This window comes from Candidatus Leptofilum sp. (assembly GCF_965223285.1).
In the GTDB taxonomy this organism is placed as follows: Bacteria; Chloroflexota; Anaerolineae; order Promineifilales; family Promineifilaceae; genus Leptofilum.
The window spans coordinates 2806326-2832163 of sequence record NZ_OZ244997.1; the positions used below are offsets into that span (position 1 = coordinate 2806326).

Below are 25838 nucleotides of genomic sequence, written 5' to 3' on the forward strand. Positions count from 1 at the left end.
AGGATGATTGATGAAAAGAACGATAATATTACTGATTGCCCTTCTGTTTTTTCCAGCAATGATAGTGCAAGCACAAACGACCGTAACCCTGCAATCATTGGATGTTGAGCTTTGGCCCGATTACGATCGAGAGGCTGTACTCGTGTTGCTAACGGGCACGCTGCCCGCCAACCAACCGCTGCCCGTCACGCTTACCGTGCCTTTGCCAGCAGGTGCAGACTTTAACGTCGTCGCCCGCATCACCGATAATAATGTGATGTCTGACCAAGGTTTGTCACCGGTGGTAGAAAACGATTCGATCACCTTTACGCTGGAAGAAAGCCGCTTCCGTGTAGAATATTACCAACCCTATTCAGCTTCTAATACGCAGCGCAGCTTTACCTTTTTCTGGCAATCAGATATTGCTGTCGAGCAAATGAACGTCACGCTCCAACAACCGTTTACAGCCACAGAAGTCAACACGGTGCCACCTGCCACCAACGTTGCTGAGGGGCAAGATGGTTTAACCTACCATGTGCTGCCCAGCCAGACCGTTGCCGCAGGCGACAGCTACAGCGTAGAAGTTGGCTATACGATGAGCGTGCCGACGCTGACGGTGGACTTTTTGGCAGATGCCGCACCAGCAGAGGAAGAATTGCCATTTTTAGATGCTGAGCCGGTGCAAGATGAAGGTGCCACGTTTGATTGGCCGCTACTCTTAGTTGGTTTGGGAGCTGTTATTTTGGTAGCAACGGCCGTTTATTTCTTCATCAACAATCGCCAATCCAGCAGCCGTCGCCCAGCCAAACCAAAGCCCCAGCGTACACAGCAAAAACCAGCGGCTCGCAAAATGACCGGCTCGGCAAAATATTGTCATCAATGCGGCCAATCATTAACCTCAGGGGATAAATTTTGCCGCAATTGCGGAACGGCCGTCAAAGCAAAATAAACCCCAATCAAACCACCCCAAAAGAAAAAGGACCCAGTTTTTTTGCACTGGGTCCTTTTGGAATCTCGTTTAAGTCGTTATCGCTTATTTATTCGCCAAGCAGATAAGCGAGCAAGTCTATCATATCCTGAGGAGTATTTCCGGCAATCGCAAAAGCATAATCCGCCCGCATCGCACTGGGGTTTGTACATGGCCCTTGGGCGCACTCTGGAGCGATAAAATTATTCACATGCAAGATGGATTCATAAACGTATTGAGCGGCCGTTTGCCCCTCAACCCGAGTGGCACCAACCTCAGCAATCTCACCCAACCAAGGCCCAATCTGGTTTGAACCAGGTTCATCTATATTGCCATGGCAACTATTGCAAGCATAGCTAGCATACAAAGCCGCCCCGTTCTCTGCATCACCAGGTGCTGCTGCAAACTCATCCGTCTCCAAAACCAAAAAGTCGTCTACAGATTCAGGCCAATCAAATGTAATAGGCTCCTGAGCGCAGAATTCCTCATTGGCAAAATTCAATACGTAAGCAGCCACATCCTGCACCTGATCATCTCGAAAAGGCCCGCCATATCGTTCAGACCAGGCAACCATCACTGTCCCAGAGCGACCAGACGCCACCGTACGTTCAATGAACTGTTCCTTCGTACCCTCAAAGCGCGTCTGTGCCAACCGCTCAGGGGTATCGCCACATACCAGGAAGTAGTTATTCAGTGGCAAACCCTGGCACGTAACGGAATTGCCAGCCGAATCGTAACATTCTTCCGCTTTGCCTTCTACACCATGGCAAGAAGCACAGTTATTAATGTAAATCTTCGCGCCAACCTCGATTGTCCGACCCTCGCGAGCCTCAGTAAAATGCTCCAATCGTTCAGGCTCACGCAGGGCAGCATATCCCAAAATAATCATTGTCAGCATAAATGCAATTGTGCCAATCACAACTTTAACTTGCATAACGATATCCTTAAATTTGTTGCTGCAATGTAATCAACAGCACAGCCGCTTCCCACACCAAAATGGTTTCGCCTGCTTTATTGGTTACAAAGCAGGCAAAACCAAATCACTCTAACAATCTTTATTTAAGAAACGACACTCTTCTTCATAGAAAGAACCTTCATGACGAAAATCGTAAATAGTATCGCCTGACTGCACCAAGAATTCGCCTGGATTATTTGGATCAGGCACTTCAAACGTCAGCGTTAAGCGAACCATGTTGGCCTGTTCCTGTGTAATTCGCAAGAAGGCATACGGGTCTGGCATGGCGTTGTCGCCAAAATCGTTACCGTAACGCCCGCCCTCTAACACTCTGCAATCATCCCAAACACCGTCTCTTGGCATATTGGGATTTCCATTTAACACACAGCTATGGTTCTGCATTGCAGCCTCAAACTCTTCCAAGGCGCGTGTCAAATAAGGATTATCCGGGATTTCTTCTCCTGGCAAATAAACGCCTGTTTGCAGATATTCATAAGGAACACCCTTCAATACATTGGGACCTTCTTCTGGCATCACCTCTTGGGCAACTTCCAGCTCTGGTGAAGACGCTACCCGGAATTCAGGTGAACCCATCCAGTTAGAAACTAACATAGCCGCGAAAAACAAAGAAGCGACTGTCAAACCAACCCGTCGGTCAGCATAGCGACGGCTCTTGCCAACTTCCACGTAAGGCATCAGCATAAACATGACAATCAATACAGGGATAAATCCAATAACAATTGTTTTGTCTGCTAGCTTTAACCACCCCTGTGACCATGACAAATACCAGGGCGCAACAACGTGCAATGGCGTCACAACTGGATCAGCGTGATGCTCCAGCGGTGCATCCCAGAACCATAAGGAACCTGCGACAAGGAATAATGTCGCCAGCGCGGTCCACATCAGTTCACTGGTTAGAATATCCGGCGTAAAATAAGTGCGTTCGTTTTTCGGTACGCGCTTGGCGGTATCTTCACCAATTTCCTCACGCCCAGGGGGTAAGGAAATACCGTACAGCACCACCTTATAGTAATGCACAAAGAAGAAGATTGCCGTGAGCAGCGGTAGCAACAAAACGTGGAACAAATACCAGCGCAGCAAACCACCGGCACCCAATGAAGGCGCACCTTGCAGAATCAAGAGTACATTGGAATTAAATTGGGCGGGGGCTGGTGCAGCTTCAGCACCAGAGAGGAATACAGTCAACGCCCAATATGCCAACTGGTCCCAGGGCAACAAATAGCCAGAAAAGCTAAGCAGAGCGGTAAAGGTCAGTAAGATTACCCCCGTAGCCCATGTAAATTGACGAGGCTTTTTATAGCTACCCGTTATGAATGTCCTCAGCATGTGGAGGGCTACCACCAGAACCATCACTTCCGCGCCCAAGCGGTGCATATTCCGCATCAGTTGCCCCAAAGGCACATTGCCCAAGATGTTCCACATATTGTCGTAAGCAACCAAGGGACTAGGCGTGTAGAAAACCATCAAAATAATACCGGTAATGGTTTCCCAAACAAACATAAATGTGGATAGCCAGCCAAGGCGGAAGGTGGGGTAAATATGCGTTACCTCAGTGTGATAAAAGCTGGGCCGTATATGGAACCAGAAGCTATCTGCGTGAGGTCGTAAGCGCGGGTTCGGACGACGAGGCTCGTCCCCTCGCAAGGCACTGCGGATATCGCTGATGTTCATACCAGCAGTCAGGCGCTCTACCACGTCATCCGCTTTGGTGACAATGGCCTGCTTTACACCCATTTCGCTTACTTGTTCAAAAAAGGTAGCCATACTCTAACTCCTTAATTCCTCTTTATTTATGGGCATTCATTTGTGAAGCTGCAAATTAAATCTTCAGATAAACCCATTTTGCGATCGCCTGTATCTACACTAATAAAGGCGGCATTGTCGGGAACCTGAACCGGGGCGTAAAAATCCCCGACTTCTTCGGAAAGTGTGCCGGGGATAGGATTTCTATCGGCATCAAGAAATTCCATGCGGAAGCGGTCGAGCGAGCGGGGAGCAGGAGATTCAATGCGACGGCCGTCCAACCGATACTTCGAGCCATGACAGGGACACTCAAACCGATTGTTAGCCGCAGTCCATGTGTAAATACAGCCTAAGTGGGTGCAAACCTTGTAAATAGCAGCGACGCCGATGATTTCATCTGATTCGTCCGGTGCCTTTTTCATTAACACATTCTCTTGACGGGTATCCAAGTTTACAAGCCAGAAACGGCCTGCCGGAACGTTTACGGGTTCGGCATTTATCGGCGGCAACTCGCTTACCGAAATGACAAACTTACCGCCAAATTCACCTTCACGGAACCGGGGCAGCAAGAACCAAATCAGTAAACCAGAAAATTGGGCAGCGTACAAAGCGATGGAGGCTCCCCAGATATAATAAAGAAATTCTCGTCTTGAGATACCGCCGCTTTTTGCTTCGGCGCTTACGGCTGCATTTGCCATGAGGCTATTCTCCTACTTATTATTTCTTCAAGAAGATTCTTCCAGCGATTTTATCCATTGATGGAACACACTTGGGTAGCTGTGTGCTTTTTATCACAATCGCGATTATAACAAAATGTTAATGGATAACAAGGGGGGAAATGGGCGCTGAGGGACTCGAACCCCCGACCCCTTCGGTGTAAACGAAGTGCTCTAACCAACTGAGCTAAGCGCCCGAAATCAGGGAAGACCCGAATTATATCGGGTGTTGACTAACAAGCAAATTTCTTGTCCTGCTTCGACAACTTTGCAACCAACCAGCATGATTAAATTCGGGGCAAAACAATGCTTTGCTGTTTCTGGTATTTTCCCTTGCGATCGGCATAAGATGTTTCACAAATTTCGTCTGATTGGAAGAAGAGAACCTGGGCAATGCCTTCGTTAGCATAAACGCGTGCCGGCAGCGGCGTGGTGTTGGAAATTTCCAACGTTACGTACCCTTCCCACTCCGGTTCAAACGGGGTTACATTGACGATGAGACCACAACGCGCGTAAGTCGATTTTCCCAGACAAACGGTTAGTACGTCACGCGGTATGCGAAAATATTCAACCGTTTGTGCCAAGACAAAAGAGTTGGGAGGAATGACACACACGTCACCCTTGAAATCCACAAACGATTTTGGATCAAAGTGCTTGGGATCGACAACGGCCGAATGCACATTGGTGAAAATCTTAAACTCATTGGTCACCCGGATATCATACCCGTAGGAGGATAATCCATAAGAGATAACACCCTCACGAACCTGCCCATCCACAAAGGGCTCAATCATTCTGTGTTCTTTCGCCATACGGCGAATCCAACTGTCTGCTTTTATAGCCATTGTTTTTCCTTTACTTAGGGTTTGACCGTTTTTAACTTTTGAGTTTGGTAAACGGTCAAGCCTTGGGGTTCGTTTTCTGAACAAAAGTTATTTGTGAACGACCCCTTAGTTGTTACAAGAAACTGCGGGTTTACATAATTTCGGGCGCACTCATGCCCATCAGGTTAAGCACATGGGCAAAAAGCTGCTTGGCCGCCCGGTAGAAACGCAAACGTGCTAGACGGAGCGGTTCGGGCACGTCATCATGCAGCACGCGGCATTTTTCATAGGTAGGATGAAACGCTGCCGCCAAGTCGTACGCGTAAAAGGCAATATGGTGCGGCTCTGATGTGAGGGTCATTTGCTCAATAACCGCTGATAGCTCCATTGCTTTACGCATAAAAGCCAGCTCATTTTCGTGAGTAAGCAAGCTGAGGTCCGCTCCGACATCGGCGTCCGCTGTGCCGCTTGCTTCTGCCCATTTGCGGAAAATGCCTGCACAGCGCACATGGGCATTCTGAATGTAATAAACCGGATTTTTGTCGGACCGTTCCAGTGCCAGATTAAGATCAAAGTCGATGGGGCTGTTGCCAGAGCGGGAGATCATGAAGTAGCGGATTGGGTCTGGCCCTACTTCATCCAGCACATCATCAAGAGCGACAAATGTGCCAGCGCGGGTACTCATCTTCATTTCCTGGCCATCTTTGATGATGCTGATGATTTGGTGTAGTACGGTACGCACAAAGTCGGTAGGGTAGCCAAGTGCCTGCACGCCCATGAGCACCTGAGGCGCAGTAGCGTGATGATCTGGGCCAAAGAAATCTACAACGAGATCGAACCCACGTTGGGCTTTGTCCCAATGGTAAGCGATGTCGGGCATCCGATAAGTGGGTTCCCCTGTCTTTTTGACGAGTACACGGTCTTTATCGTCGCCAAATTCGGTGGTTTTGAACCATTGGGCACCGTCTTTTTTATACACGTACCCTTTTTCTTGCAGCGTTTCCAGGGCTTCCCAGACACGGCCGTTTTCATACAAACTTTGCTCGTTAAAGTAAACATCAAACACAATGTTGATGCGCCGCAACGTTTCTTTTTGGCTTTGGGCAATTTTGTCCTTGGCGTAGCTGCCGAAATAGTCGGTTGGCTCAGCCTGCAAGACATCGCCATGCATCGTTTGCAGCTCACGGGCAATATCGGTGATGTAATCCCCTTGGTAATGATCTGGCCCCAGCTCAACGTCTTGGCCGAGCAGTTGCAGGTAGCGAATTTTGGTTGATTCGCCCAACATGGTAATCTGCCGACCTGCATCATTGTAGTAATATTCCAACACCACATCATACCCAGCTAGGCGCATGGCGCGGGCGAGGGTATCGCCCATCACGCCGCCACGGGTACGGCCGATATGAATTGGCCCGGTGGGGTTGGCACTCACGCACTCAATTTGGGCTTTCTGGCCATCGCCGAGGTGAACACGGCCGTATTCATCCCCTTCCGCTAACACATCCACCAACACCTGCTGGAGCCGCTCATTGGTGAGACGAATATTGATGAAGCCTGGCGGCGCAACGGTTACTTCTGCGATGTACTCGGTGGCGGGTAGATGATCGGCGATGGCTTGGGCGATTTTGATGGGTGCCATGCGGGCCACGCGGGCCAGCTTAAGCGGCGTGGGCGACGCATAATCGCCAAACGATGCCTCACGCGGCCGTTCGATGGTGATTTCTGGCGACTCAAAGGGGGGCAACGCCCCGGCGGTTTGGGCAGCCTGAACTGCTTGTTGCAAAACGGCCGTTAATTGATGATGAACAGTCATAAAACTCCAGTTAGTTGCACTGCATTAGGCAGTAAAATTCGGCGGATTTTACATGCCCCAGAGTGGGATCGCAACCTGTTTTGGTGAAAATATCGCCAAAACTGCTTAATCGGATTGGTTAGCTTGTTCAGGCAAGCTACTGTCGATACAGTTAAGAAATTATTTTTAGGAGATTTTTGGATGAAGCGACTGGTTTTGTTTTTTTTAATCCCCCTCTTTTTGCTGGCGTGCAGCCCAAGCGAAGTTACATTGGTGCCATACAGCAGCACCAACTATCCTATCACGTTTGAAATGCCAGATGGCTGGGCAATTAACGACGACAAGGATTCGATTACTATCGCATCTGAAGAAGATTTACTTTTGGCTAGCTCAGTGGCTGGTGGGGCACGGGTCAATCTAACGGTGACATCCTCTTTGTTTATGGGTGTAGCCAATGCGACTGATGTGGTGGAAGCGGCCGTTCGCAACTTCCTTGAGCAAGAAGAGGGTGAGGAACTCCAAGCGGTTGAATCCACCGTTATCAATGGGCAAACGGCCGTACAAACCGTCATTCGTGCGCAAGATACCCAGGGTACAGAGATCATCTTGCGTTATGTGGTGATTGAGAACCTGACTGCAAGCCAAACGGCCGTTGTCGCCGCCGTGCACGATGCCAGCCAGAACAATGAGTATGGTCAGCTGATGGCAGATATTGTGAATTCGATACAGTTGGGTGAAGCAGCTCCGTAATCGGTAATCGGTAAATTGACATGGCACCGTTACGGCTTACGGTTTACCGACCACCTCGTCGTACACCAACAGCGTCTCCGTAGCGGTTTTTTCCCAGGAGAAGTTGGCGGCCTGCTGCTCTCCCTTTTGCCGCAGCTCTGCCCGCAAATTGTCCTGAATGATGGTGGAGATAATCGCCCCAGCCATGTTCCGCGCATCATCTGGCTCCACGGCAAACCCGGCATCCCCCACAACCTCTGGCAAGGACGTAGCCGTTGTCGTGACCACGGGCGTGCCACAGGCCATCGCTTCCAGCACGCCTAGCCCGAACCCCTCGCGGCGGCTGGGAAAAACAAACGTTTCTGCATTCCGATACAGCATCGGCTTGTCCTCTTCATCCACATAACCAATCCAGCGCACGTACTCCTCAATGCCCAACTGCTTAATGTAATGATCGTAATCTGGATAAATTTCATTGGCTTGCGTCGGCTTTTTGCCCGCCAGCACCAGCGGATAATCTTCGCCCAATGCCTGCCCCACGTAGGTCCAGGCCAACAGCAAAGTTGTTACGTTTTTGTGCAGCTCATACCCCCCCAGGTAAAGCACATAAAATTCAGGCAAATCGTACTTCCGCAACACGGCCATCTCCAGCAAGCCGCTATCTTGCGTGCTAAATTGTGACCCAGCCGCCAGGTAAATTCGCTCGATTTTGTCTGCGGGAATGTGCAGATGCTCAACAATATCCTGCTTGCTGGCATCGGAGTCGGTGATAATGCGGGTGGCTCCTCTTGCAGACGTAGCGACCAGGGCATTATAGAGGCGGGTGCGTAACGGCCGTCTATATTCAGGCACCAACAGCGTCGTGAGATCATGCACGGTGACCACCAGCGGCACAGGAGATTGCAGCGGGCCACCCCAATACGGCACGTGGGCCACCGTTGCCCCCACCTCTTGGCAAGCACGGGGGAATAGCCGCTGTTCAAACCAAACTTTGCCCATATTGCCGGGGCGCACCGTCACCAGCTTCACATTCACGCTGGGTGGCACATCTTCCGGCTCCGGCCCGCCCACTACCTGCGGGTAAATAAGCGTAATCGTCAGATCAGAGACTAGTCGATTAAGATGATAAACAAGCTGCCGGGTGTATTGTCCACTACCCGTGTTGGGTTGATTCCAAAATGCAGCATTGATCGCTACGTGCATAATAATCAGTTCCTTTTGTGCGCCGCCGATTATAACAGAATCGGCCGTCCAAAACTGCGTTGCGATCAGTTAGACAAAACAATTTGGGAGCGTTATCATCAAACGATGAGCGTTTACGACAAGCATTACCAACAAGAAAGTTTATTTGGTGAACCATACCCGCAATTTGTGGCTTTTATGGCTGAGTGGGAACCAAAAGGAACCGTGCTGGATGTCGGCTGCGGCCAAGGGCGGGATGCGCTTTTTCTGGCAAAGCAAGGATATCAGGTTACAGGCATCGACAACTCTAAGCTGGGCATTAGCCAAATGTTGGCTACAGCCGAAGGGCATGGCCTCTCGCTCAACGGCATTGTCGCTGACTTTTACGATTACACATTCAACCAAAGTTTTGATGTGATTGTGCTGGATTCAATTTTGCACTTTCAGAAAAAGGATTTTGCCAAAGAAATGGGGCTACTAACAACGCTCTCAGGCCATCTGAACCCCGGCGGTTTGTTTTGCTGCTTCATCCATCAATCCAAAGCAAAAGAGAAGCATCTCAAACAGTTTTTCACTCAAAACCACCCACGCTGGCAAATATTGGTCTCGGATTATGTGTCATACACATACAAAGAACCTGGCAGTGACTTTCGCTCCCAATTCAACTATTTCATGTATTTTGCGCAACGGCCGTTGACAATGAAAATGAATTAAATTAGAGGCTGACTATCCTGCCGCAGCATGATTCTGTCTACGCGCAATATACCCGCAAACAACAAAATTAACACTCCTGCCAGCAAAAAAGGCCAGGTTACCTGCCGATCTGCCAGCCAGCCCATTAGCAAACCAACGGCCGCCGCATAAAAACTTACCAGCAAATTGATAAAGGACAGAACAGTGGCTCGAACCTTCTCAGGAATAACCCCATTTTGATAGCTGGATAGCAGCGGGCCTTTCACCGTGGCAGTGCCGTAGGTAAACAAAAAAGCAGCAAAGGCTACCCCAGAAGACGGTGCGAATGCCAACAGCATGTAACCAATGCCGGGCAGCAAGGTGCTCATGGTGAAGGCCGTGCGCTTGCCAACCTGTTGCTCAAAACGGAAAATGTTCTTTTGCAAACCAACGGCTAGCAGCGCACCCATTGCCGAAGCTATACCCATCGAGCGCGCCGTCAGGCCAAAATCTGCAAAGTAAGGTTGAAAGAGGCTGCTTAACGTCCCGGCAAACGTGCTGGTAAAGATGGAAACGCCAACCAGCCACAGTAAAAAGCGATTGCCGCGCACGGTTTGAATGCCATTTTTCAGGATGGATACGGCCGTTTCCGTCTCACCTCGCTCCCCAACCGTTTCTTCTAAACTGAAAGCGATCAACAACGCGACCAACACGCTGCACGCCGTAATAAACACGGTGAGCAAAAATCGCTCGATGGTAAATTGTGGCACCAACAACGTGCCTATAATAGGGGCAATGAAAAACGCCAAATAGTAAGCGGCACCATTCAACCCCATTGCCTGCTTCATTCGGTCTTCCCGGTTATCCTTTGGCAAAGAGTCGTAAATGAGTGCTTCAACGCAACCAGATGAAAAAGCAAAGCCAATCCCGGCCAAGATTGCAATCCCCACAAACGCCAAATAACTGCTGGCAAAAAGGTAGAGCAGTTCACCCAAAAACTGCAAAAACAAGGCCATCACGATGGATTTTTTACGACCAATCCTGTCTGCCAAAATGCCCGTTGGCAGTTCAGCCAAGAAAATCGTAATGACAATAATTGACCCGATGGAACTTGCTTGAAGCAAACTTAAATGTCGAGCTTGCAGGTAAATGGTACCAACATGCCCATAAAGATAGAGGCTGGAGAAAAAGGTAAGGAGTGCAACTTTATGCACATTGGTAAAACAAGGACATTTGAAACGTGTAGACATCACGCAACCTTTGCGAACAAAGCAGAAGAGAGCTGCTAGATCGCTCTGCGAACAGCTAATTGCATTAAAAAAGGAGGAATGCTCAAATGTCTACAGTTAGTCACACATGAGGAAAATTATAGTTCAAGTTTGCTAATTGGCTACTCAAAACGCAGCGCGTCAATTGGGTTGAGCGAAGCTGCGCGCGAGGCGGGGTAAATGCCGAAAAACAAGCCGACGGCGACTGAAAAACCAACGGCCAGAGCGATGGAGTTGAAAGTGACTGAGGTGTCTAGCTCAGGAACGGCCGTACGTACCGCCAATGCCCCCATCACCCCAAAAATAATGCCCAACACCCCACCCAACACGGCCATGATGACCGCTTCCGTTAAGAACTGGCTCAAAATATCCAGCCGCTTCGCCCCCACCGCCTTGCGCAATCCAATCTCCCGCGTTCGCTCCGTCACGCTCACCAGCATAATGTTCATAATGCCAATGCCCCCCACTAGCAGCGAAATCGAGGCAATGGCTCCCAAAAAGACGGTCAGCACGCTGGTCACAGAGCCAAACGCATCCAAAAAGTCTTGCTGAGTCAAAATTTGGAAATCATCTTCGTCCCGAAAGTTGATATTGTGGGATTGGCGCAGCACGTCAGAAGCATCAATGATGGTGCTGTCAATTGCAGCTTCATCTACCGCTTTTACCAGAATGGCATCTACCAAAAAGTCGCCCGTGCGCTGGCTGCGGTTGTTAAACAGACGTTCCTGGGCCGTCGTCAGGGGCACAATGGCTAAATCATCCTGACTGCCGCCAAAGCTGCTGGCTCCCACCGATTCCAAAATGCCAATCACTCGGAAACTCAGGCCGTTAATGCGGATATCTTCACCTAGCGGATCAATATCCTCAGGGAAGAGTGCCTCAACAGTCTCTGGACCCAAAACAGTTACGCGGGTACGACCGTTATAATCTGTGCTCGAGTAGAAGGTGCCCCGCGCCACCTCAAGAGCCAACGCCTCGTTATAGTTGGGAGTCGAGGCGCGCAAGGTCACATTGTGCACTTCCCCTTGATATTGCAACTCTACATCTCGCAGCACCGTCGGAGCTACGACGGCCGCACCGGGCACAACGGCCGTATCAGACAATAACTCGACATCTCGCAGTGTCAACGTCGATTCAGTAAGCGGATCGGCACCGGGCCTCCCCGGCTCTTCCTGCACAGGAATAATAAAAACCAGATTGCTGCCCAGCCCGGAAAACTGCTCCGCAATGAAGCGCGTCACCCCATCCCCAATAGAAAGCAACGTAATCACAGCCGCCACGCCAATCATGATGCCCAGCATGGTTAAAGCTGCCCGCAATTTATTGGCGCCCAGGCTAAAAAATGCAATTCTGATGTTTTCAGTCAAGTTCATAAGAAAGCGTCCAGTAACTACTATGTTTCATAAAACACGTTAACATCAACCTCCGGGAGGTTTCGTCAATTCGCAAGGCCGAAGACCAAACCTCCCGGAGGGTCATTTAATGAAATAATGTAGTTACGCATCCTCTTTTTTATCTTTAATAAGGCCGTATTTACGCATGTATTTAATGCCACGCCCCATATCTGTTTGTTCCATCACGGCAATCATGTCGTCTGCTTTGCCAGCTCGCTTAAATTCCAGATATTTCACCAGATCGGGCCACATTGCCCACCAATACATGCCGTTCACAAAAAGCGCATAGGCCACAAATTCCCAGCTTTGAAAGCGCAGCCACATCCAGGGAACGAGCAGCAAAATGCCGCCAGAATACGCCAGCAGCACATCCTTCGCCGCCAAGCCCAACACCATCCCCAAAACGGTGGTAATAGGCACAGCCAGCCAATCTATGACAAAAAGACCACCCCAAACGGCCGTAATGCCCCGTCCACCCACAAAGCGATAGTAAATGGGAAAGTTATGTCCCAATACGCCAGCCGCAGCGACAATCAAATAATATGGCGTCTCAGGGAACAGCAGCCGAAAAGCGAGCGTGGGCAGCGTCACCTTGAGCATATCCAAAATGCCGGTCGTGCAGCCCATACTCGGCCCTTTACGCATGGAGAGGCTGGTGGCGCTGACGGAGGTCATCTCAAACTTGTCTTCGGTGCCGGGGAGTTGCAGGGTGGTGATGGTAATATCTTCTCCCGGCATAAAAAGCCGCGCCATGATGCGCGCCACCGAAATGGAGCCAAGCAAATAGCCAGCAACCGCCGCCGCTACCGCAATCAAAATGTTCATCAGGGCTTACTCCGCTGCGCCATCATGCACCCAAATCTCACCCTTGTACCCATCTACAGAAACGATGACCCCGTCCGGCAGCCGACACGCATCGGTAACGGAAACAATCGCCGGAATATGATACTCTCGCGCCACAATGGAACTATGTGACAACATGCCGCCAGACTCGGCGATGACCGCGCCCGCTTTGGTAAATAGCGGCGTCCAGCCCACGTCTGAAAAAGGAATGACCAGCACATCCCCTGCCTGTAGCTTCTCGAAATCTTGCAGCCCTGAAACCACCCGCAGCGGCCCTTTGTAATAGCCCGGCGACGTGGGGGTACCGTACAGGGTTTGGGCGATGTCAACGGCCGTTTCCAAAGGCGGCTGCTCATCTCCAAAAATAATGTCCGGCAGAACCGCCTCCCGATTGGCCTCAATATCTGCCTGCCGCTCAGCAACCAGTTGCTCAGGCGATTCATTCATTCGTTCGCCTACCACCAACTGCCGCACTTCATTCAGATACAAGTAGAAAATATCGTCTGCCTCCGCCAACAAGCCCCGCTGGGCAAAGCGATTGCCCAGTGCCCGGAAGTAAAGCCGGAACAATCCATAGCCGTAGGTGTACAAAAAGCCAATCGCTTCCCGATACAGCAGGAAGTCAGCAGCCCGGCGCACCAGCCGCGTCAGGCGGAGTCGCTGCCAGCCAGAAACGGGCAGGTTGGCCAGGGTTGTTTTTTCGCCAGCCGCGCCATTCGCCTGGGCAAAGTTGGCCACCATTTGCCACACTAACGGCTCGTTTTCCCGCCAGGGTACGGCCGAAAAATCGTTGCCGCTGTCGCTAAGATGGCCAAATTGCTGAATGAACGCATTCACTTCGGCGGCCAGTTGGGGTGCGGCCCCATACTGCCCCTGCTGAAGCTGTTGCTGTACGGCCGTATCCTGTGCCGCAAAAAGCCGGTGAAGCCGCCGCAAATTCACATTGGGATCATATTCCGCCAACGCTTCCGCCATGCCTTCCTTCAAATCGAACGTCTCAAACGCCACGCCCAGCTTTTCTAGCCGCCGCTTCAGCATTGCGTTGTACAACTGCATCAGCAGCGGCGTCACGATGTTAAAGTAAGCCGAGGTTTGCGTTAAGTGGTACAGTCGCTCAATTTCTGCCAGCAGCTCAGTTTCATTCAGGTTGGGAATGCGACTTTGGTCAAAGGTGCGGTAGGCAGCCCACTGTTTGGGCAAAAAGGCATCTATTTGGCGGCTAAAGCGGCTCTTATTCAGTCCAAAACGAGCCATGCGGGGCAAATGGCGAATCACTTTGAGCGAGGGGCGGAAAGTCGGCCGTTCTGACCCGCCCTTATCAATCCCCATCATCAGCTCTAATGTTTCTTTGGGCATCCCCAACGCCTCAAAAACCTGACCAATCACCCCCATATTAAAGTAAGCGCGATAAAAGAAGGATTTGGAAAGATGGTTTGGCTCTATCTCGTTAGGGCCAATTAGCTCCGTAAAAATATCAATCCAGGCACTGTTTACCAGCGGCACATTCACAGACCAGATGAGCGGTTTAATAATGCCCGGCAGTACCTCCCGGGAGATGCGGTTGGAGTAAATGTTGATCTGGCGAGCCGTGCTAATTTCGCGGAGCTGCACAATGTAAACGGCCGTGCCGTCATACACCCATTCCAAATCAATCGGCGACTGCACTTTCTTCGCCAGCCGCTGCGTCTCAGCAACAACTGATTGAATAAGTGACAAGCCAATCTCGCTTTGCGCTGGCTTGGCAATCCAATCCCCCCATTTGTACACCCAGCGATCCGGCATTGTGCCATCTTGCACCAATGCCTCGCCACTGCCGAACACGGCTTCCACAATGATTTCGTCAAATCCGGTCATGGGGTTTTTGCTAAAGGCCACGCCAGACACTTTCGGTGTCACCATTTCCTGCACAATGACGCCCATTTTTAATGCGTCTTCTGCCACGCTAGCCTGAGACAAATACGCCTGAACGCCCTCTGTATTGGTGCTGGCCCAGACGGTTTGTACGGCCGTTACCAACGCATCTACCCCACGCACATCTAGCTCAGTGGCAAACTGCCCGGCAAATGAAAACTCCTGCCCATCCTCCAAATTAGCCGATGACCGCACCGCATACGCTTTGGATAAATCCAGCTTGTGGCTAAATTCAGAACGGAGTTGGGTGAGAACGGCCGTTTCATCAACTAAACTCTTCTCCCAAGCATCCCACGGTAGCACAAAGGTTTTAGGCACGCGCGCCTCTAGTCCCAGCAAGGTACGCAATTGCGCCCCTTTGCCTCCAATATTGGCAACCTGCGCACCATTTGTCAGCGGTAATAAAAAGTCAGCCATGCTCAAACTACTCATACCTCAGGGCGTCAATCGGGTTTAAGCGTGCCGCTCTTGTCGCTGGGTACAGGCCAAAAAAGAGTCCTACCCCAGCCGAGAACGTAATCGCTAGCGCAACAGAATTCCAATCCACAGAAGTCTCCAACAATGGCGACAGATTGCCTATTACGGCCGCACCAATCGCGCCAACAATCAAGCCAATCAAGCCACCGACGCTGGCAATCACCACAGCCTCCACTAAAAATTGGGTCAAAATATCGCGATATTTGGCTCCCACCGCCTTGCGCAAACCAATCTCGCGCGTCCGCTCCGTCACGCTAACTAGCATAATATTCATAATGCCAATGCCACCTACCAGCAGCGAAATACCCGCAATCACCCCCAGAAAAATCGTCAAAACGCTGGTAATCTGGCCAAAGGCACCCAGAAGCTCAGACTGGCTCAAAATCGTAAAATCGTCCTCATCGCGGAAGGCAATGTTGTGCTGTTCACGCAGTACCGCCTCCATTTGGATGATAGCGGCTTCCTGCCTGTCCTCATCTAAAACCTGGGCATAAATGATGTCTACGCGCAACTTGCCGTCGGCGCGGCGGGCTGGGAACAGCCGCTGTTGTGAGGTGCTAATGGGCACCAACACCACGTCATCCTGGTCGTTAAAGCCGGAGCCACCTTTTTCCTCAAGCAAGCCAATAATGCGGAAATTCACATTATTAATCCGAATATCTTCCCCAATGGGAAACTCCCCCGGCTCAAACAGTTCTTCATAAACCGATTGGCCAATGACGGCCACGCGGCTGCCGCTGGCCAAATCAGCTTCGGTAAAAAAGTCGCCCAGCACTGGGTAAAAGTTCCGCACGCGGGGAAATTCTGTATTCGTGCCAGAAATAGTGGTGCGCGTCTCTTGCCTGCCTCGGAAAACAATGGCCGGGCGGTCGTAGCTAGGCACCACCCCAAGCACATCTGGCACCAAAAACGGGTCAGCCAACGCCTCGGCGTCGTCCAAGGTCAGCCCTGCACCGCCTGCTCTTGCTGGTGCAGTCGGGTCTGTAGGATCAATGTTACCGGGAAACACAAAGAGTAAATTGTTGCCCAACCCCTGGAACTCATCAATGACCACGGCCTCCACGCCGCGCCCAACAGAAATAAGCGTAATAACAGCCCCGACGCCAATAATGATGCCCAGCATGGTGAGGAAGGCACGCAATTTGTTGGCACCTAACCCCACCAGGGCCAGGCGAATGCTTTCAATTAAGTTCATAATCGTTTGCCAATAGGCGAGTTAGGGTGCGCTCAGGTTCTCAACTGCTTATCTGAACCCCTGAACGCTTGGACACTTTATTGCAACAGGGCATCAGACGGCCGTTCTGTTTCACCAGCTACCAACGGATTGTCTATCTTCTCATCCCGAACAATCTTGCCATCGGCCAGCGTGACTACTCGGCCAGTGTGTCGGGCAATCCACGGATCGTGCGTCACAAAAACCACCGTGATCCCTCGCTCCTGGTTGAGCTGCTGGAAAATCTGCATCACTTCTATGCCCGACTGGCTATCCAGGTTCCCCGTTGGCTCATCTGCCAAAATGATGGCTGGCTCATTCACCAGTGCGCGGGCGATAGCCACACGCTGCTGCTGCCCACCAGACAGCTCGCTCGGTTTGTGATCCAGTCGATCACCCAGGCCAACCATCTCTAAAGCGGCTTTGGCCATTTGGTTACGCTGCCGCCCGCCTGCATAAATGAGCGGCAGCTCCACCTGCTGCAAAGCTGGGGTGCGCGGCAGCAAATTAAAGCTCTGAAACACAAAGCCAATTTTGCGATTACGCACATCGGCCAGAGCATCTTCACTTAAATTGCTCACGTCAGTGCCATCCAGTAAATATGTACCGCTAGTGGGCTTATCTAACGCCCCCAGCATGTTCATCATGGTCGATTTACCGGAGCCGGAAGGCCCCATGATGGACAAAAATTCACCTTCGTAAATGGAAACCGTCACACCGTTTAGAGCGCGGACCTCATGCTCACCCATCGTGTACACTTTGGTGAGGTCTTGAATGGTGATGACGGGTTTACGGCCGTTTTCGTTCATGTTTTCCTTCATTTGTGGCCAAAGATTTACTCTTGTGCGCCAAACAAGCTGAATCCTTCACGATCATTGGTGAGCACAACCGTATCCCCTGTGCCCAGCCCTGCCAGCACCTCGCTAAACTGCTCATTGCGCAGCCCGGTTTCAATCACAACCTCTTCTATCATGCCGTCAGCCTGCTGCAAATTCACAAAAGCCTCGCCCGTTTCCCGGTTCAGCCGAATGGCCCAGTTGGGCACAACCAACACGTCCGTCACCTCATCCACCACAATGGAGGCGTTGGCACTCATGCCTGGGCGCAGCTCATCCGCCTGGGCCGAGTCAATGTTGATCGTCACCAGGTAAGTAACCACTCCGCCCGATGTGGCAGATGTGGGAGCGATTTCAGAGATGGTGCCAGTAACGGCCGTATCCGGCAGCGCATCCACGCTCACTTCAACTTCCTGGCCCAACGCAATCTCATCAATATCAATTTCATCCACGCTCACGGTAATGTGGAATGCTTCTTCATTCACAATCGTAATTGCCGGTGCACCAGGGGACGCAATTTCACCTTCGTTGATGATGACATTCGCCACCGTGCCAGCGATAGGAGCCACAATTTGCGACTGTTCCAGCCGTAGCTCTGCTAAATCCAGGTTTGTTTGGGCGGCCGTCACCTGCGCCTCCAACACCGCAATTTCACTGTCGGTTGGTGGCTCCAACAAACGATCCAACGCTGCTTGTGACCGTGCCAGATTCGCCTCAGCCGCTTGCACATTGCCCTGTGCTGCCTGCACGCCAGCTTCGGCGTTTGCAATCGCGGCATCGGCCAGCTGAATGTCGGCTGGCCGCGCCGCGGTGCGCACATCTTGCAATGCCGCTTGTGCCGCTACCAACGACGAGTTAGCATTGGCCAATGCCGCCCGTGCGGCTTCTTCAGGCGCACCCAATCCTGGACACACCTCATTCCCAGTTGGATCGTCAAAGCATTCAAGCGTTTGATCATAGGCATCTTGCGCATTCTTTTGTGCGAGTTCAGCGGCAGCTATGTTTGCCTCTGCCTGGGCAACCTGACCCGGCGTCGGCCCAGCCAATAGCTGTGCTTTTTGCGCCACTGCCTGCAAAACGGCCGCTTCTGCCGAAGCCAAATTTGCCTGAGACACTGCTAAATTTGCCTCGGCCGCCGCAATATCGGCCTCCGCACTGGCCAACGTCGCTGCGGTCGGCTCAGAATCGAGTCGTTGCTGCAATGTCAGCTCCTGAATTCGCAAGGCATCCTCCGCTTGTTGCACAGTTAACGCCAGCTCATCGGTGTTGAGCGTTGCCAACACGTTACCCACAGCCACTGCCTGCCCTCTAACAACAGCCACTTGTTGAATTGTGCCCGACAATCCAAACGTCAGAGAAACCAACGCCTCTGGCTCAATGGAACCAACCGCGTTTACCGTTGCGGTCACTTCGCCTCGCGAAACCGTAGCCTCGCGCAAAACTTCTATTTGATTTTCTTCAGATGCTTGCTGCTGTTGGCGCACTACAAAGAAGCCAACAATTGCAAGCGCTACAACACCGACAATAATTCCTATCCTGCGCATTTGTCTTTGACCATTTCCTTTTACGCGGTTAATAAAAAAGCTACCCAATATCTGGGCAAAACCTTTGCAAAACCATTTTATGAATTATACAAAATAGTTGGGGTTTGCACAGACTTTCCTCTAATTTATCATATTTTGAAAAGAAAGTGTGCAGTTGCTGCGCATTTTTTCTTATGTTAAAATTGTGAAAAGTTACACGAATAGCCTAGGAATACTTTCAATTAATCAATTCTCCACTTTTTATTCATAAGGAAAAGACGCTGTGACAAGGGAAATACCAGACATTGTCATTGGCCGTTTACCCATCTACTTACGGGAGCTAACTCGCCTAGCTGAAGACGAGGGCAAAATCAACACGTCCTCTCATGAATTAGGGAAACGTTTGGGTATAAGCTCCGCTCAAATTCGCAAAGATTTGTCCCATTTTGGTGAATTCGGCAAACAGGGCACCGGCTATCACATAAATTATTTAATTGAACAGCTTCGTGACATCCTGCATTTGGCAAAAGAGTGGGATGTTGTTGTCGTTGGGGCCGGCTTTTTGGGGCACGCTCTGGCCAACTATCACGGTTTTTTGCACCGTGGATTCCGTATTTCCTGGATTTTTGACAGCGATCCCGCCAAAATTGGGGCGGCAATGGGTGACCTCGTCGTGCAATCCATTGACGAGTTGGAAACAACCATTACGGCGAATAATGCTAAAGTTGCCGTCATTGCTGTTCCTGCCAATCATGCCCAAGAAATTACTGACCGGCTCGTTTCGGTTGGAATACGCTCCATTTTAAGCTACGCGCCTATACACCTCAACGTTCCAGAAGGGGTAGAAATCAGCTACAGCGACCCAGTTATTCAGCTACAACGGATGACGTATTATCTATAAGCCCCACCCGACACCCGAATCAATGTAATTTAAAAAAGCCCTGGTAGTTGCCGGGGCTTTTGTTTTTGCATTCAAATTTTGTCAGGTTGCTAAAGTTCCACGCTGCGCTGCAAAATGGGCAATTCTCGTAATGCCTTACCTGCACCTAAAGCAGTGCAGGCAATGGGGTTATCCGCCACGTAAGCCGGAACGCCTGTTTCTTGCGTCAGCAATGTATCTACTTCGCGCAGCAGTGCCGTGCCGCCAGCCAGTGCCATCCCTCGGTCAATAATGTCAGAAGAGAGTTCTGGTGGCGTCTTGGCCAGAACAGCCCGTACCACGTTCACAATAGCTGCTAGCGGCTCTGAGATGGCTTCAACCACCTCGCTAGAGCTAATAGTGATTGTTTTAGGCAAGCCAGCTACTTGATCTCGTCCTTGAACCTGCATGTCCAATTGCTCATCCAGGTCGATAGCAGAGCCAATTTTGATTTTAATTGCTTCGGCCGTAGGCTCACCGATGACCAGATTGTACTTTTTGCGGATGTAGTTAATGATTGCTTCGTCCAGATGAACACCACCCACGCGCACCGATTCAGCACAAACAATCCCATTCATGGAAACAACGGCCGCTTCCGTAGAACCACCACCCATATCGACAATCATGTTACCGGTGGGAGTACCAATGGGCAGTCCTGCACCAATCGCTGCGGCTAATGGTTCGGGGATAAGGTGCACCGGATCGCGCGCGCCCGCAGCTAAAGCTGCTTCTTTTACAGCCCGTCGCTCAACGCTGGTGACACCGTAAGGCACGCTAATCATGACCACTGGTTTACGCAGACGCAGCCGCCCAGCCACCTTGCCAATGAAATATTCCAGCATCCCTTGTGTCACAAAGTAATCAGCAATCACGCCATCGCGCAACGGCCGTATCACTTCGATCGCTTCGGGGGTACGGCCGTACATCTCTTTGGCAGCACGCCCTACCTCAACAATCGTCGTGCGGTTTTCATGCTCCTGAATGGCTACAACCGAAGGCTCCTGAAGCACAACGCCCCGCCCCTGGTCATGCACCAAAACATTGACTGTGCCCAAATCAATGGCCACATACGGCGTAAAAATAGCCACAGCTATTCTTCACTCTGGCGCTGAGACATCGCACCGGTTGCCAGCTCACGCCGCCGCCGCCCAGAATGGCGCCGTCCAACATCCAGGCGAATTTGCGCCCGCATCAGCGAAGCCTGAATCTGGGCATACCGATCAGGATCGTCAACTACACCCTGTTCCATCGCCTTCTGTGCCCGCTCACGCGCGCGTTCAGCACGTTCCAGGTCAATCTCTTCTGCCTGTTCCGCAGAATCTGCCAAAATAACGACTTTATCGGGCTGGACCTCGGCATAGCCACCACCAATGGCAAAATGCTCCTCTTCACCGTCGGGATGACGTACCCAAACATCACCAAAATCCAGAGTTGTCAACAAGGCAGAGTGATTGGGTAAAATACCCATCCGACCCTCTGTGCCCGGTAAAGAGACAGACGCCACCTGCTGGCTAAAAACGGTACGCTCCTGTGTCACAATATCACATTGTATGGTCATAAACTCACCAGTTACAGTGATCAGTAAGTCAGTAGTCAGTAATCAGTGACAACCGTTTACTGATTACTAGCTTTTAGGCTGTCGCGCGTAGTTTCTCTGCCTTTTCAACAGCCTGGTCGATGGTACCAACCATGTAAAATGCCTGTTCCGGCAAATCATCATGTTTGCCATCCAGAATCTCGCGGAAACCACGAACCGTCTCCTTAATTGGTACATATTGCCCGTTCAGGCCATGGAATTTCTCAGCCACAAACATAGGCTGCCCCAGAAAACGTTCAATCTTACGCGCCCGCGCCACCAGCAGTTTCTGGTCTTCACTCAACTCATCAATACCCAAAATGGCGATGATGTCCTGCAAATCATTGTAGGTTTGCAAAACCTGCTTTACTTCGCGCGCCGTGCGGTAATGCTCCTCACCAACTACGTCAGGCTGCAAAGCACGGCTGGAAGATGACAGCGGATCCACAGCGGGGAAAATACCCTTGGCAAACACCCCTCGATCCAGCGTTAAGCTGGCGTCGATGTGAGCAAATGTTACTACAGGTGCCGGGTCAGAATAGTCATCCGCTGGCACGTAGATAGCTTGCAGCGAGGTAATAGAGCCTTTCTTGGTAGAAGTAATACGCTCTTGCAATGCCCCCATCTCTGCCGCCAATGTCGGCTGGTACCCCACCGCGCTAGGCATACGGCCCAGCAAAGCAGACATCTCAGACCCGGCCAAAACGTAGCGGTATATGTTATCGATGAAGAGCAAAACATCACGCCCCTCATCCCGGAAGAATTCAGCCATTGCCAGACCGGTAAGAGCCACACGCAAACGTACACCAGGCGTCTCGTTCATCTGGCCAAACACCATGGCCACAGAATCCTGTACGCCGTACTCCTGCATTTCGTAGAACAGGTCTGTGCCTTCACGGGTCCGTTCGCCTACACCGGCAAACACAGACACACCTTCATGCTCACGAGCCACAGAGCGAATGAGTTCAGCAATAGTTACGGTTTTACCGGTTCCAGCACCGCCGTAGATACCTGTCTTACCACCCTTGATAAACGGAGCAATCAGGTCAATAACCTTCATCCCGGTCTCAAAAGTTTCAATGACTGTGCTTTGATCCTGAAATTCCGGGGCATCCCGGTGAATGGGATAGTAATGTTCAGATTCTGGCGTTGGATGACCATCAATCGAGTTACCAACAACGTCAAAAATACGGCCGAGTGTCACCGGTCCCACCGGCACCTTGATGGGTGCACCTGTGGCAACGACATCCAAACCACGCGGCAGGCCGTCAGTGGAACCCATTGCCACGGTACGAACCAGACCGCCACCTAGGTGCTGCTGTACTTCTAAAACCAAGTCGCCCTCATCGGTAGCAACGTTTAGGGCTTCGTAAATTTCAGGAATTTCTTCTTCTGCAAATTCAACGTCTACAACCACACCACGAATTGCAGAAATCTTGCCTGTAGCCATGTAATCCTCCAACTAAATATTTAGAAGTTCAACTTCTCAGAGAAGTTGAACTTCTTTGTCTTGCTAGCCTTGTGCTAATGCCTCGGCACCACCAACGATGTCCAAAATTTCGCTGGTAATGCTACTTTGCCGCGCTTTGTTGCGCTCTAATGTCAATATCTCTACCAATTCGGCCGCGTTGTCTGTTGCGTTATTCATGGCAACGTACCGGGCACTGTGCTCACTCGCCTGCGATTCCAAAACCGATTGATAAACCTGCAAATCGGTAAACCGCGGAACCACCGTATTCAGCAGTGCTTCCGGGCCAGGCTCATACCCATAAATCCGGTCAGAAACGCCCGTGAGGTCCACATCTGAGACGTATTCGGCCACGGCCATGTCGCTAAAGTCGGTTGGTTTCAGGGGGAGCAGTTGTTTGATGGACGGCCGTCTCGCAATCAGGTTAATAAAATCCGTATACGCCACAAAAACCTGATCTACCTTGCCAGCCAAAAAGTCGTCCGTCACCAGTTGGGAAATCGGCGTCACGTCCAGAATCGAGGGCGAATCTGGAATGCTGTCAAAAGACGCCACCACGTTGTACCCGCGCCGGATCATCAAATCACGACCTTTACGGCCAACAGCAATCACATCCACTGGCACATCCCAGGCTGCTAGGAAGCGTTCCGCATAGGCAACCATATTGCTGTTATACGCCCCGGCCAAACCACGATTTCCGGTCATCAAAATGAGAGAAATCTTTTTAATTTCAGGCCGAGCCGTTAATAACGGATGTCCATTTTCACTAACGCCTGGTTGCGATGCCAAATTGTTTAAAATCTCAAACGCTTTTCCGGCATAATCCCGCGTCGCCTCTACCTGCCGCTGTGCCTTATTCGCTTTGGAAGCAGAAACGGCCGCTAACGCACTCGTTACCTGAGAGATATTTTTGATACTTTTAATACGCTTACTTAACTCGCGTTCGGTAGCCACAAATCTCTCCTAACTGTTTAATTCGTCCAGTTGGCGTTAAAGTCCTCAATCGCCTGCTTTAGATTCGATTCAATTTCATCATTCCACGCACCCGTACTCAACGTTTCGGAGAGTTGGGCATGGGCGGTGTCTATATAGCGCACTAATTCGCGTTCCCAACGAGAAATTTCACTTACCCCAACCTTGTCTAGATAGCCACGCGCACCTGCAAAAATGAGCATAATCTGGTGCTCCAAGGGCCACGGGCTGTATTGTGGCTGCTTGAGCAGCTCCATGAGCCGTTCACCACGGGACAACTGACGCTGAGTGGCCGCATCCAAATCAGAACCGAACTGGGCAAATGCGGCCAATTCACGGTACTGCGAAAGATCAGATTTCAAGCCGCCAGACACCTTACTCATGGCACGCTTCTGAGCCGCACTACCTACACGGGATACAGACAAGCCGGTGTTGATAGCCGGACGCTGCCCCGCATTGAACAAATCTGTTTCCAGGAAAATCTGGCCATCAGTAATGGAAATAACGTTGGTGGGGATGTAGGCAGACACGTCACCAAGTAACGTTTCAATGATGGGCAGGGCCGTTAGGGAACCGCCGGTGCCGGGACGCTTAACGACTTCGTATTTGTCCTCGTCCATCTCTTTGAGGGCTTTTTCGTAATGTTCTTCTTCCAGGTTGCCAAAGTAAACTTCGCCATTCACGCCTTCAGTCTCAGCAGTTACTTCCGTGCCTTTTTCAACGATGACCCATTCATCGCGCAGACGAACGGCCCGTTCCAGCAAAGTGCTGTGCAAGGAGAAAATATCACCAGGATACGCTTCACGGCCCGGCGGGCGGCGCAAAATCAGAGACATCTGGCGGTACGCCCAGGCGTGCTTGGAAAGGTCATCGTAAATCACCAAAGCATCACGCCCTGTGTCCATGAACTCTTCACCAATGGTGCAGCCGGTGTACGGGGCAAAATATTGCAGCGGGGCCGGATCAGAAGCACCAGCGACCACGACTGTTGTATATTCCATCGCACCGTACCGTTCCAGCGTGTCTACAACTTGGGCAACCTGCCCCACGCGCTGGCCAATGGCAACGTAAATGCAGAGCATGTCGCCGCCTTTTTGGTTGATGATGGTGTCCAAGCAGATGGCAGTCTTACCAGTCTGGCGGTCGCCAATGATCAGTTCACGCTGGCCACGGCCGATTGGGAACATGGCGTCGATAGCGATGATACCGGTCTGCACTGGGGTGTCCACACCCTTGCGCTCAATGACACCGGGGGCTGTCCGCTGGATAGGTCGAATTTTATTTGTATTGAGGGGGCCTTTGCCATCCACGGGGTTGCCGAGGGGATCCACTACACGGCCGATGAGAGCATCACCTACTGGCACAGATGCAATGCGGCCAGTAGCACGTACTTCGTCTCCAACTTCGATCTCGGCATAGTCACCCATGACCACAACACCGACTAGCTTGTCTTGAAGGTCTAACGCCAGCCCGGCGACGCCATTGGCAAATTCAACCAGCTCACTGGCTTTCACATCTTCCAGGCCATCTACCAAAGCCACACCATCGTAAACGGCCGTTACCGTTCCCACGCTACGTGCTTCAATCCGATGATCAAAGTCTTGAATTTGTTGTAAAAATGAATCTGTGATGTTCTTAAAATCTGGGGCAAGGGTTGCCATCCACCAACCTCCTATTTGAAAGTGCATAATCTGAAAACAATGCAAGCATTGTCCAGCTATGTTGAAGAGTATTTTGGGTCTTGTTAACTAAATGTTTGCTTATCATCCGTGTGGTCTTCCCGCCACAACAGCGAGGTAGTAATCGGCTAAAACTCGTTTGCTTTTTGCAAAAAAACCTTCTTGCCGATTACACGCATATA

General features: G+C 51.0%; 22 protein-coding genes and 1 tRNA gene. 4 read left to right on the top strand and 19 right to left on the bottom strand.

The window, feature by feature from the left end; translation table 11 throughout:
- Positions 1 to 10: 10 nt before the first annotated feature.
- Positions 11 to 928: a zinc ribbon domain-containing protein gene (locus ACOQPU_RS12770; protein ID WP_420645485.1), complete on the top strand. Its 918-nt coding sequence runs from the start codon at positions 11 to 13 to the stop codon at positions 926 to 928.
- Between the two features lie 88 nt (positions 929 to 1016).
- On the opposite strand, the gene ACOQPU_RS12775 is transcribed toward ACOQPU_RS12770, so the two are convergent.
- The 6 genes from ACOQPU_RS12775 to argS all read right to left on the bottom strand — a co-directional run bounded on the left by ACOQPU_RS12775 (position 1017) and on the right by argS (position 7015).
- On the bottom strand, positions 1017 to 1880 hold the full coding sequence (locus tag ACOQPU_RS12775; protein ID WP_420645486.1) for a c-type cytochrome: 864 nt from the start codon (positions 1878 to 1880) through the stop codon (positions 1017 to 1019).
- Between the two features lie 111 nt (positions 1881 to 1991).
- Positions 1992 to 3686, bottom strand: coding sequence for a cytochrome b (locus tag ACOQPU_RS12780; protein WP_420645487.1), 1695 nt, complete (start codon positions 3684 to 3686; stop codon positions 1992 to 1994).
- A 26-nt stretch (positions 3687 to 3712) separates the two neighbouring features.
- Positions 3713 to 4363 (bottom strand): ubiquinol-cytochrome c reductase iron-sulfur subunit, encoded by a 651-nt coding sequence (locus ACOQPU_RS12785; protein ID WP_420645488.1) that lies wholly within the window; start codon positions 4361 to 4363, stop codon positions 3713 to 3715.
- 141 nt (positions 4364 to 4504) lie between these two features.
- Positions 4505 to 4578, bottom strand: a tRNA-Val gene (locus tag ACOQPU_RS12790).
- Positions 4579 to 4668: 90 nt separating this feature from the next.
- Entirely contained in the window at positions 4669 to 5223 is a 555-nt protein-coding gene (gene dcd / locus ACOQPU_RS12795; protein WP_420629861.1) for a dCTP deaminase, read from the bottom strand.
- Positions 5224 to 5353: 130 nt separating this feature from the next.
- On the bottom strand, positions 5354 to 7015 hold the full coding sequence (gene argS, locus ACOQPU_RS12800; protein WP_420645489.1) for an arginine--tRNA ligase: 1662 nt from the start codon (positions 7013 to 7015) through the stop codon (positions 5354 to 5356).
- A 180-nt stretch (positions 7016 to 7195) separates the two neighbouring features.
- Here argS and ACOQPU_RS12805 point away from each other — a divergent pair, with 180 nt between their 5' ends.
- The gene (locus ACOQPU_RS12805) at positions 7196 to 7744 is read left to right on the top strand and encodes a hypothetical protein (protein WP_420645490.1); all 549 of its coding nucleotides are present in this window, start codon (positions 7196 to 7198) and stop codon (positions 7742 to 7744) included.
- Positions 7745 to 7780: 36 nt separating this feature from the next.
- Here the strand turns inward: ACOQPU_RS12805 and ACOQPU_RS12810 are convergent, their stop codons facing one another.
- Positions 7781 to 8926, bottom strand: coding sequence for a glycosyltransferase family 4 protein (locus ACOQPU_RS12810; RefSeq protein ID WP_420645491.1), 1146 nt, complete (start codon positions 8924 to 8926; stop codon positions 7781 to 7783).
- 105 nt (positions 8927 to 9031) lie between these two features.
- On the opposite strand from ACOQPU_RS12810, the gene ACOQPU_RS12815 reads away from it, so the two are divergent.
- Positions 9032 to 9619 (top strand): class I SAM-dependent methyltransferase, encoded by a 588-nt coding sequence (locus ACOQPU_RS12815; RefSeq protein ID WP_420645492.1) that lies wholly within the window; start codon positions 9032 to 9034, stop codon positions 9617 to 9619.
- Here the strand turns inward: ACOQPU_RS12815 and ACOQPU_RS12820 are convergent.
- The 7 genes from ACOQPU_RS12820 to ACOQPU_RS12850 form a co-directional block, all read right to left on the bottom strand.
- A complete protein-coding gene (locus ACOQPU_RS12820; protein ID WP_420645493.1) occupies positions 9616 to 10827 on the bottom strand; it encodes an MFS transporter in 1212 nt (403 codons plus the stop codon). The two genes, ACOQPU_RS12815 and ACOQPU_RS12820, sit on opposite strands and share 4 nt — an antisense overlap.
- Positions 10828 to 10967: 140 nt before the next feature.
- Entirely contained in the window at positions 10968 to 12218 is a 1251-nt protein-coding gene (locus tag ACOQPU_RS12825; RefSeq protein ID WP_420645494.1) for an ABC transporter permease, read from the bottom strand.
- A 123-nt stretch (positions 12219 to 12341) separates the two neighbouring features.
- On the bottom strand, positions 12342 to 13064 hold the full coding sequence (locus ACOQPU_RS12830) for a glycerol-3-phosphate acyltransferase (protein WP_420645495.1): 723 nt from the start codon (positions 13062 to 13064) through the stop codon (positions 12342 to 12344).
- A gap of 6 nt (positions 13065 to 13070) precedes the next feature.
- The gene (locus ACOQPU_RS12835) at positions 13071 to 15410 is read right to left on the bottom strand and encodes a PEP/pyruvate-binding domain-containing protein (RefSeq protein ID WP_420645496.1); all 2340 of its coding nucleotides are present in this window, start codon (positions 15408 to 15410) and stop codon (positions 13071 to 13073) included.
- A gap of 7 nt (positions 15411 to 15417) precedes the next feature.
- The gene (locus ACOQPU_RS12840; RefSeq protein ID WP_420645497.1) at positions 15418 to 16665 is read right to left on the bottom strand and encodes an ABC transporter permease; all 1248 of its coding nucleotides are present in this window, start codon (positions 16663 to 16665) and stop codon (positions 15418 to 15420) included.
- A gap of 77 nt (positions 16666 to 16742) precedes the next feature.
- Positions 16743 to 17504, bottom strand: coding sequence for an ABC transporter ATP-binding protein (locus tag ACOQPU_RS12845; protein ID WP_420645498.1), 762 nt, complete (start codon positions 17502 to 17504; stop codon positions 16743 to 16745).
- A gap of 14 nt (positions 17505 to 17518) precedes the next feature.
- The gene (locus ACOQPU_RS12850) at positions 17519 to 19063 is read right to left on the bottom strand and encodes an efflux RND transporter periplasmic adaptor subunit (protein ID WP_420645499.1); all 1545 of its coding nucleotides are present in this window, start codon (positions 19061 to 19063) and stop codon (positions 17519 to 17521) included.
- Between the two features lie 262 nt (positions 19064 to 19325).
- On the opposite strand from ACOQPU_RS12850, the gene ACOQPU_RS12855 reads away from it, so the two are divergent.
- Positions 19326 to 19943: a redox-sensing transcriptional repressor Rex gene (locus ACOQPU_RS12855; protein ID WP_420645500.1), complete on the top strand. Its 618-nt coding sequence runs from the start codon at positions 19326 to 19328 to the stop codon at positions 19941 to 19943.
- An 89-nt stretch (positions 19944 to 20032) separates the two neighbouring features.
- Here ACOQPU_RS12855 and ACOQPU_RS12860 read toward each other — a convergent pair whose 3' ends face one another.
- From ACOQPU_RS12860 to atpA, 5 genes are all read right to left on the bottom strand, one after another.
- Entirely contained in the window at positions 20033 to 21043 is a 1011-nt protein-coding gene (locus tag ACOQPU_RS12860) for a rod shape-determining protein (protein ID WP_420645833.1), read from the bottom strand.
- An 8-nt stretch (positions 21044 to 21051) separates the two neighbouring features.
- Positions 21052 to 21519, bottom strand: coding sequence for a F0F1 ATP synthase subunit epsilon (locus tag ACOQPU_RS12865; RefSeq protein WP_420645501.1), 468 nt, complete (start codon positions 21517 to 21519; stop codon positions 21052 to 21054).
- Between the two features lie 73 nt (positions 21520 to 21592).
- Complete coding sequence (gene atpD / locus ACOQPU_RS12870) at positions 21593 to 22987, bottom strand: F0F1 ATP synthase subunit beta (RefSeq protein ID WP_420645502.1); 1395 nt, start codon at positions 22985 to 22987, stop codon at positions 21593 to 21595.
- A gap of 63 nt (positions 22988 to 23050) precedes the next feature.
- Positions 23051 to 23959, bottom strand: coding sequence for an ATP synthase F1 subunit gamma (atpG, locus tag ACOQPU_RS12875; protein ID WP_420645503.1), 909 nt, complete (start codon positions 23957 to 23959; stop codon positions 23051 to 23053).
- 17 nt (positions 23960 to 23976) lie between these two features.
- Positions 23977 to 25638, bottom strand: coding sequence for a F0F1 ATP synthase subunit alpha (gene atpA / locus ACOQPU_RS12880; protein ID WP_420645504.1), 1662 nt, complete (start codon positions 25636 to 25638; stop codon positions 23977 to 23979).
- Positions 25639 to 25838 lie beyond the last annotated feature (200 nt).

Excerpts from the sequence above, each read along its gene's own strand:
- ACOQPU_RS12825 (WP_420645494.1), bottom strand. The coding sequence starts at position 12,218 with ATGAACTTGACTGAAAACATCAGAATTGCATTTTTTAGCCTGGGCGCC.
- ACOQPU_RS12780 (WP_420645487.1), bottom strand. The coding sequence starts at position 3,686 with ATGGCTACCTTTTTTGAACAAGTAAGCGAAATGGGTGTAAAGCAGGCC.
- argS (WP_420645489.1), bottom strand. The coding sequence starts at position 7,015 with ATGACTGTTCATCATCAATTAACGGCCGTTTTGCAACAAGCAGTTCAG.
- ACOQPU_RS12820 (WP_420645493.1), bottom strand. The coding sequence starts at position 10,827 with ATGTCTACACGTTTCAAATGTCCTTGTTTTACCAATGTGCATAAAGTT.
- atpA (WP_420645504.1), bottom strand. The coding sequence starts at position 25,638 with ATGGCAACCCTTGCCCCAGATTTTAAGAACATCACAGATTCATTTTTA.
- ACOQPU_RS12815 (WP_420645492.1), top strand. The coding sequence starts at position 9,032 with ATGAGCGTTTACGACAAGCATTACCAACAAGAAAGTTTATTTGGTGAA.
- ACOQPU_RS12805 (WP_420645490.1), top strand. The coding sequence starts at position 7,196 with ATGAAGCGACTGGTTTTGTTTTTTTTAATCCCCCTCTTTTTGCTGGCG.
- ACOQPU_RS12840 (WP_420645497.1), bottom strand. The coding sequence starts at position 16,665 with ATGAACTTAATTGAAAGCATTCGCCTGGCCCTGGTGGGGTTAGGTGCC.
- ACOQPU_RS12775 (WP_420645486.1), bottom strand. The coding sequence starts at position 1,880 with ATGCAAGTTAAAGTTGTGATTGGCACAATTGCATTTATGCTGACAATG.
- ACOQPU_RS12785 (WP_420645488.1), bottom strand. The coding sequence starts at position 4,363 with ATGGCAAATGCAGCCGTAAGCGCCGAAGCAAAAAGCGGCGGTATCTCA.
- ACOQPU_RS12845 (WP_420645498.1), bottom strand. The coding sequence starts at position 17,504 with ATGAAGGAAAACATGAACGAAAACGGCCGTAAACCCGTCATCACCATT.
- ACOQPU_RS12830 (WP_420645495.1), bottom strand. The coding sequence starts at position 13,064 with ATGAACATTTTGATTGCGGTAGCGGCGGCGGTTGCTGGCTATTTGCTT.
- ACOQPU_RS12770 (WP_420645485.1), top strand. The coding sequence starts at position 11 with ATGAAAAGAACGATAATATTACTGATTGCCCTTCTGTTTTTTCCAGCA.
- atpD (WP_420645502.1), bottom strand. The coding sequence starts at position 22,987 with ATGGCTACAGGCAAGATTTCTGCAATTCGTGGTGTGGTTGTAGACGTT.
- ACOQPU_RS12835 (WP_420645496.1), bottom strand. The coding sequence starts at position 15,410 with ATGGCTGACTTTTTATTACCGCTGACAAATGGTGCGCAGGTTGCCAAT.
- dcd (WP_420629861.1), bottom strand. The coding sequence starts at position 5,223 with ATGGCTATAAAAGCAGACAGTTGGATTCGCCGTATGGCGAAAGAACAC.
- ACOQPU_RS12865 (WP_420645501.1), bottom strand. The coding sequence starts at position 21,519 with ATGACCATACAATGTGATATTGTGACACAGGAGCGTACCGTTTTTAGC.
- ACOQPU_RS12810 (WP_420645491.1), bottom strand. The coding sequence starts at position 8,926 with ATGCACGTAGCGATCAATGCTGCATTTTGGAATCAACCCAACACGGGT.
- ACOQPU_RS12850 (WP_420645499.1), bottom strand. The coding sequence starts at position 19,063 with ATGCGCAGGATAGGAATTATTGTCGGTGTTGTAGCGCTTGCAATTGTT.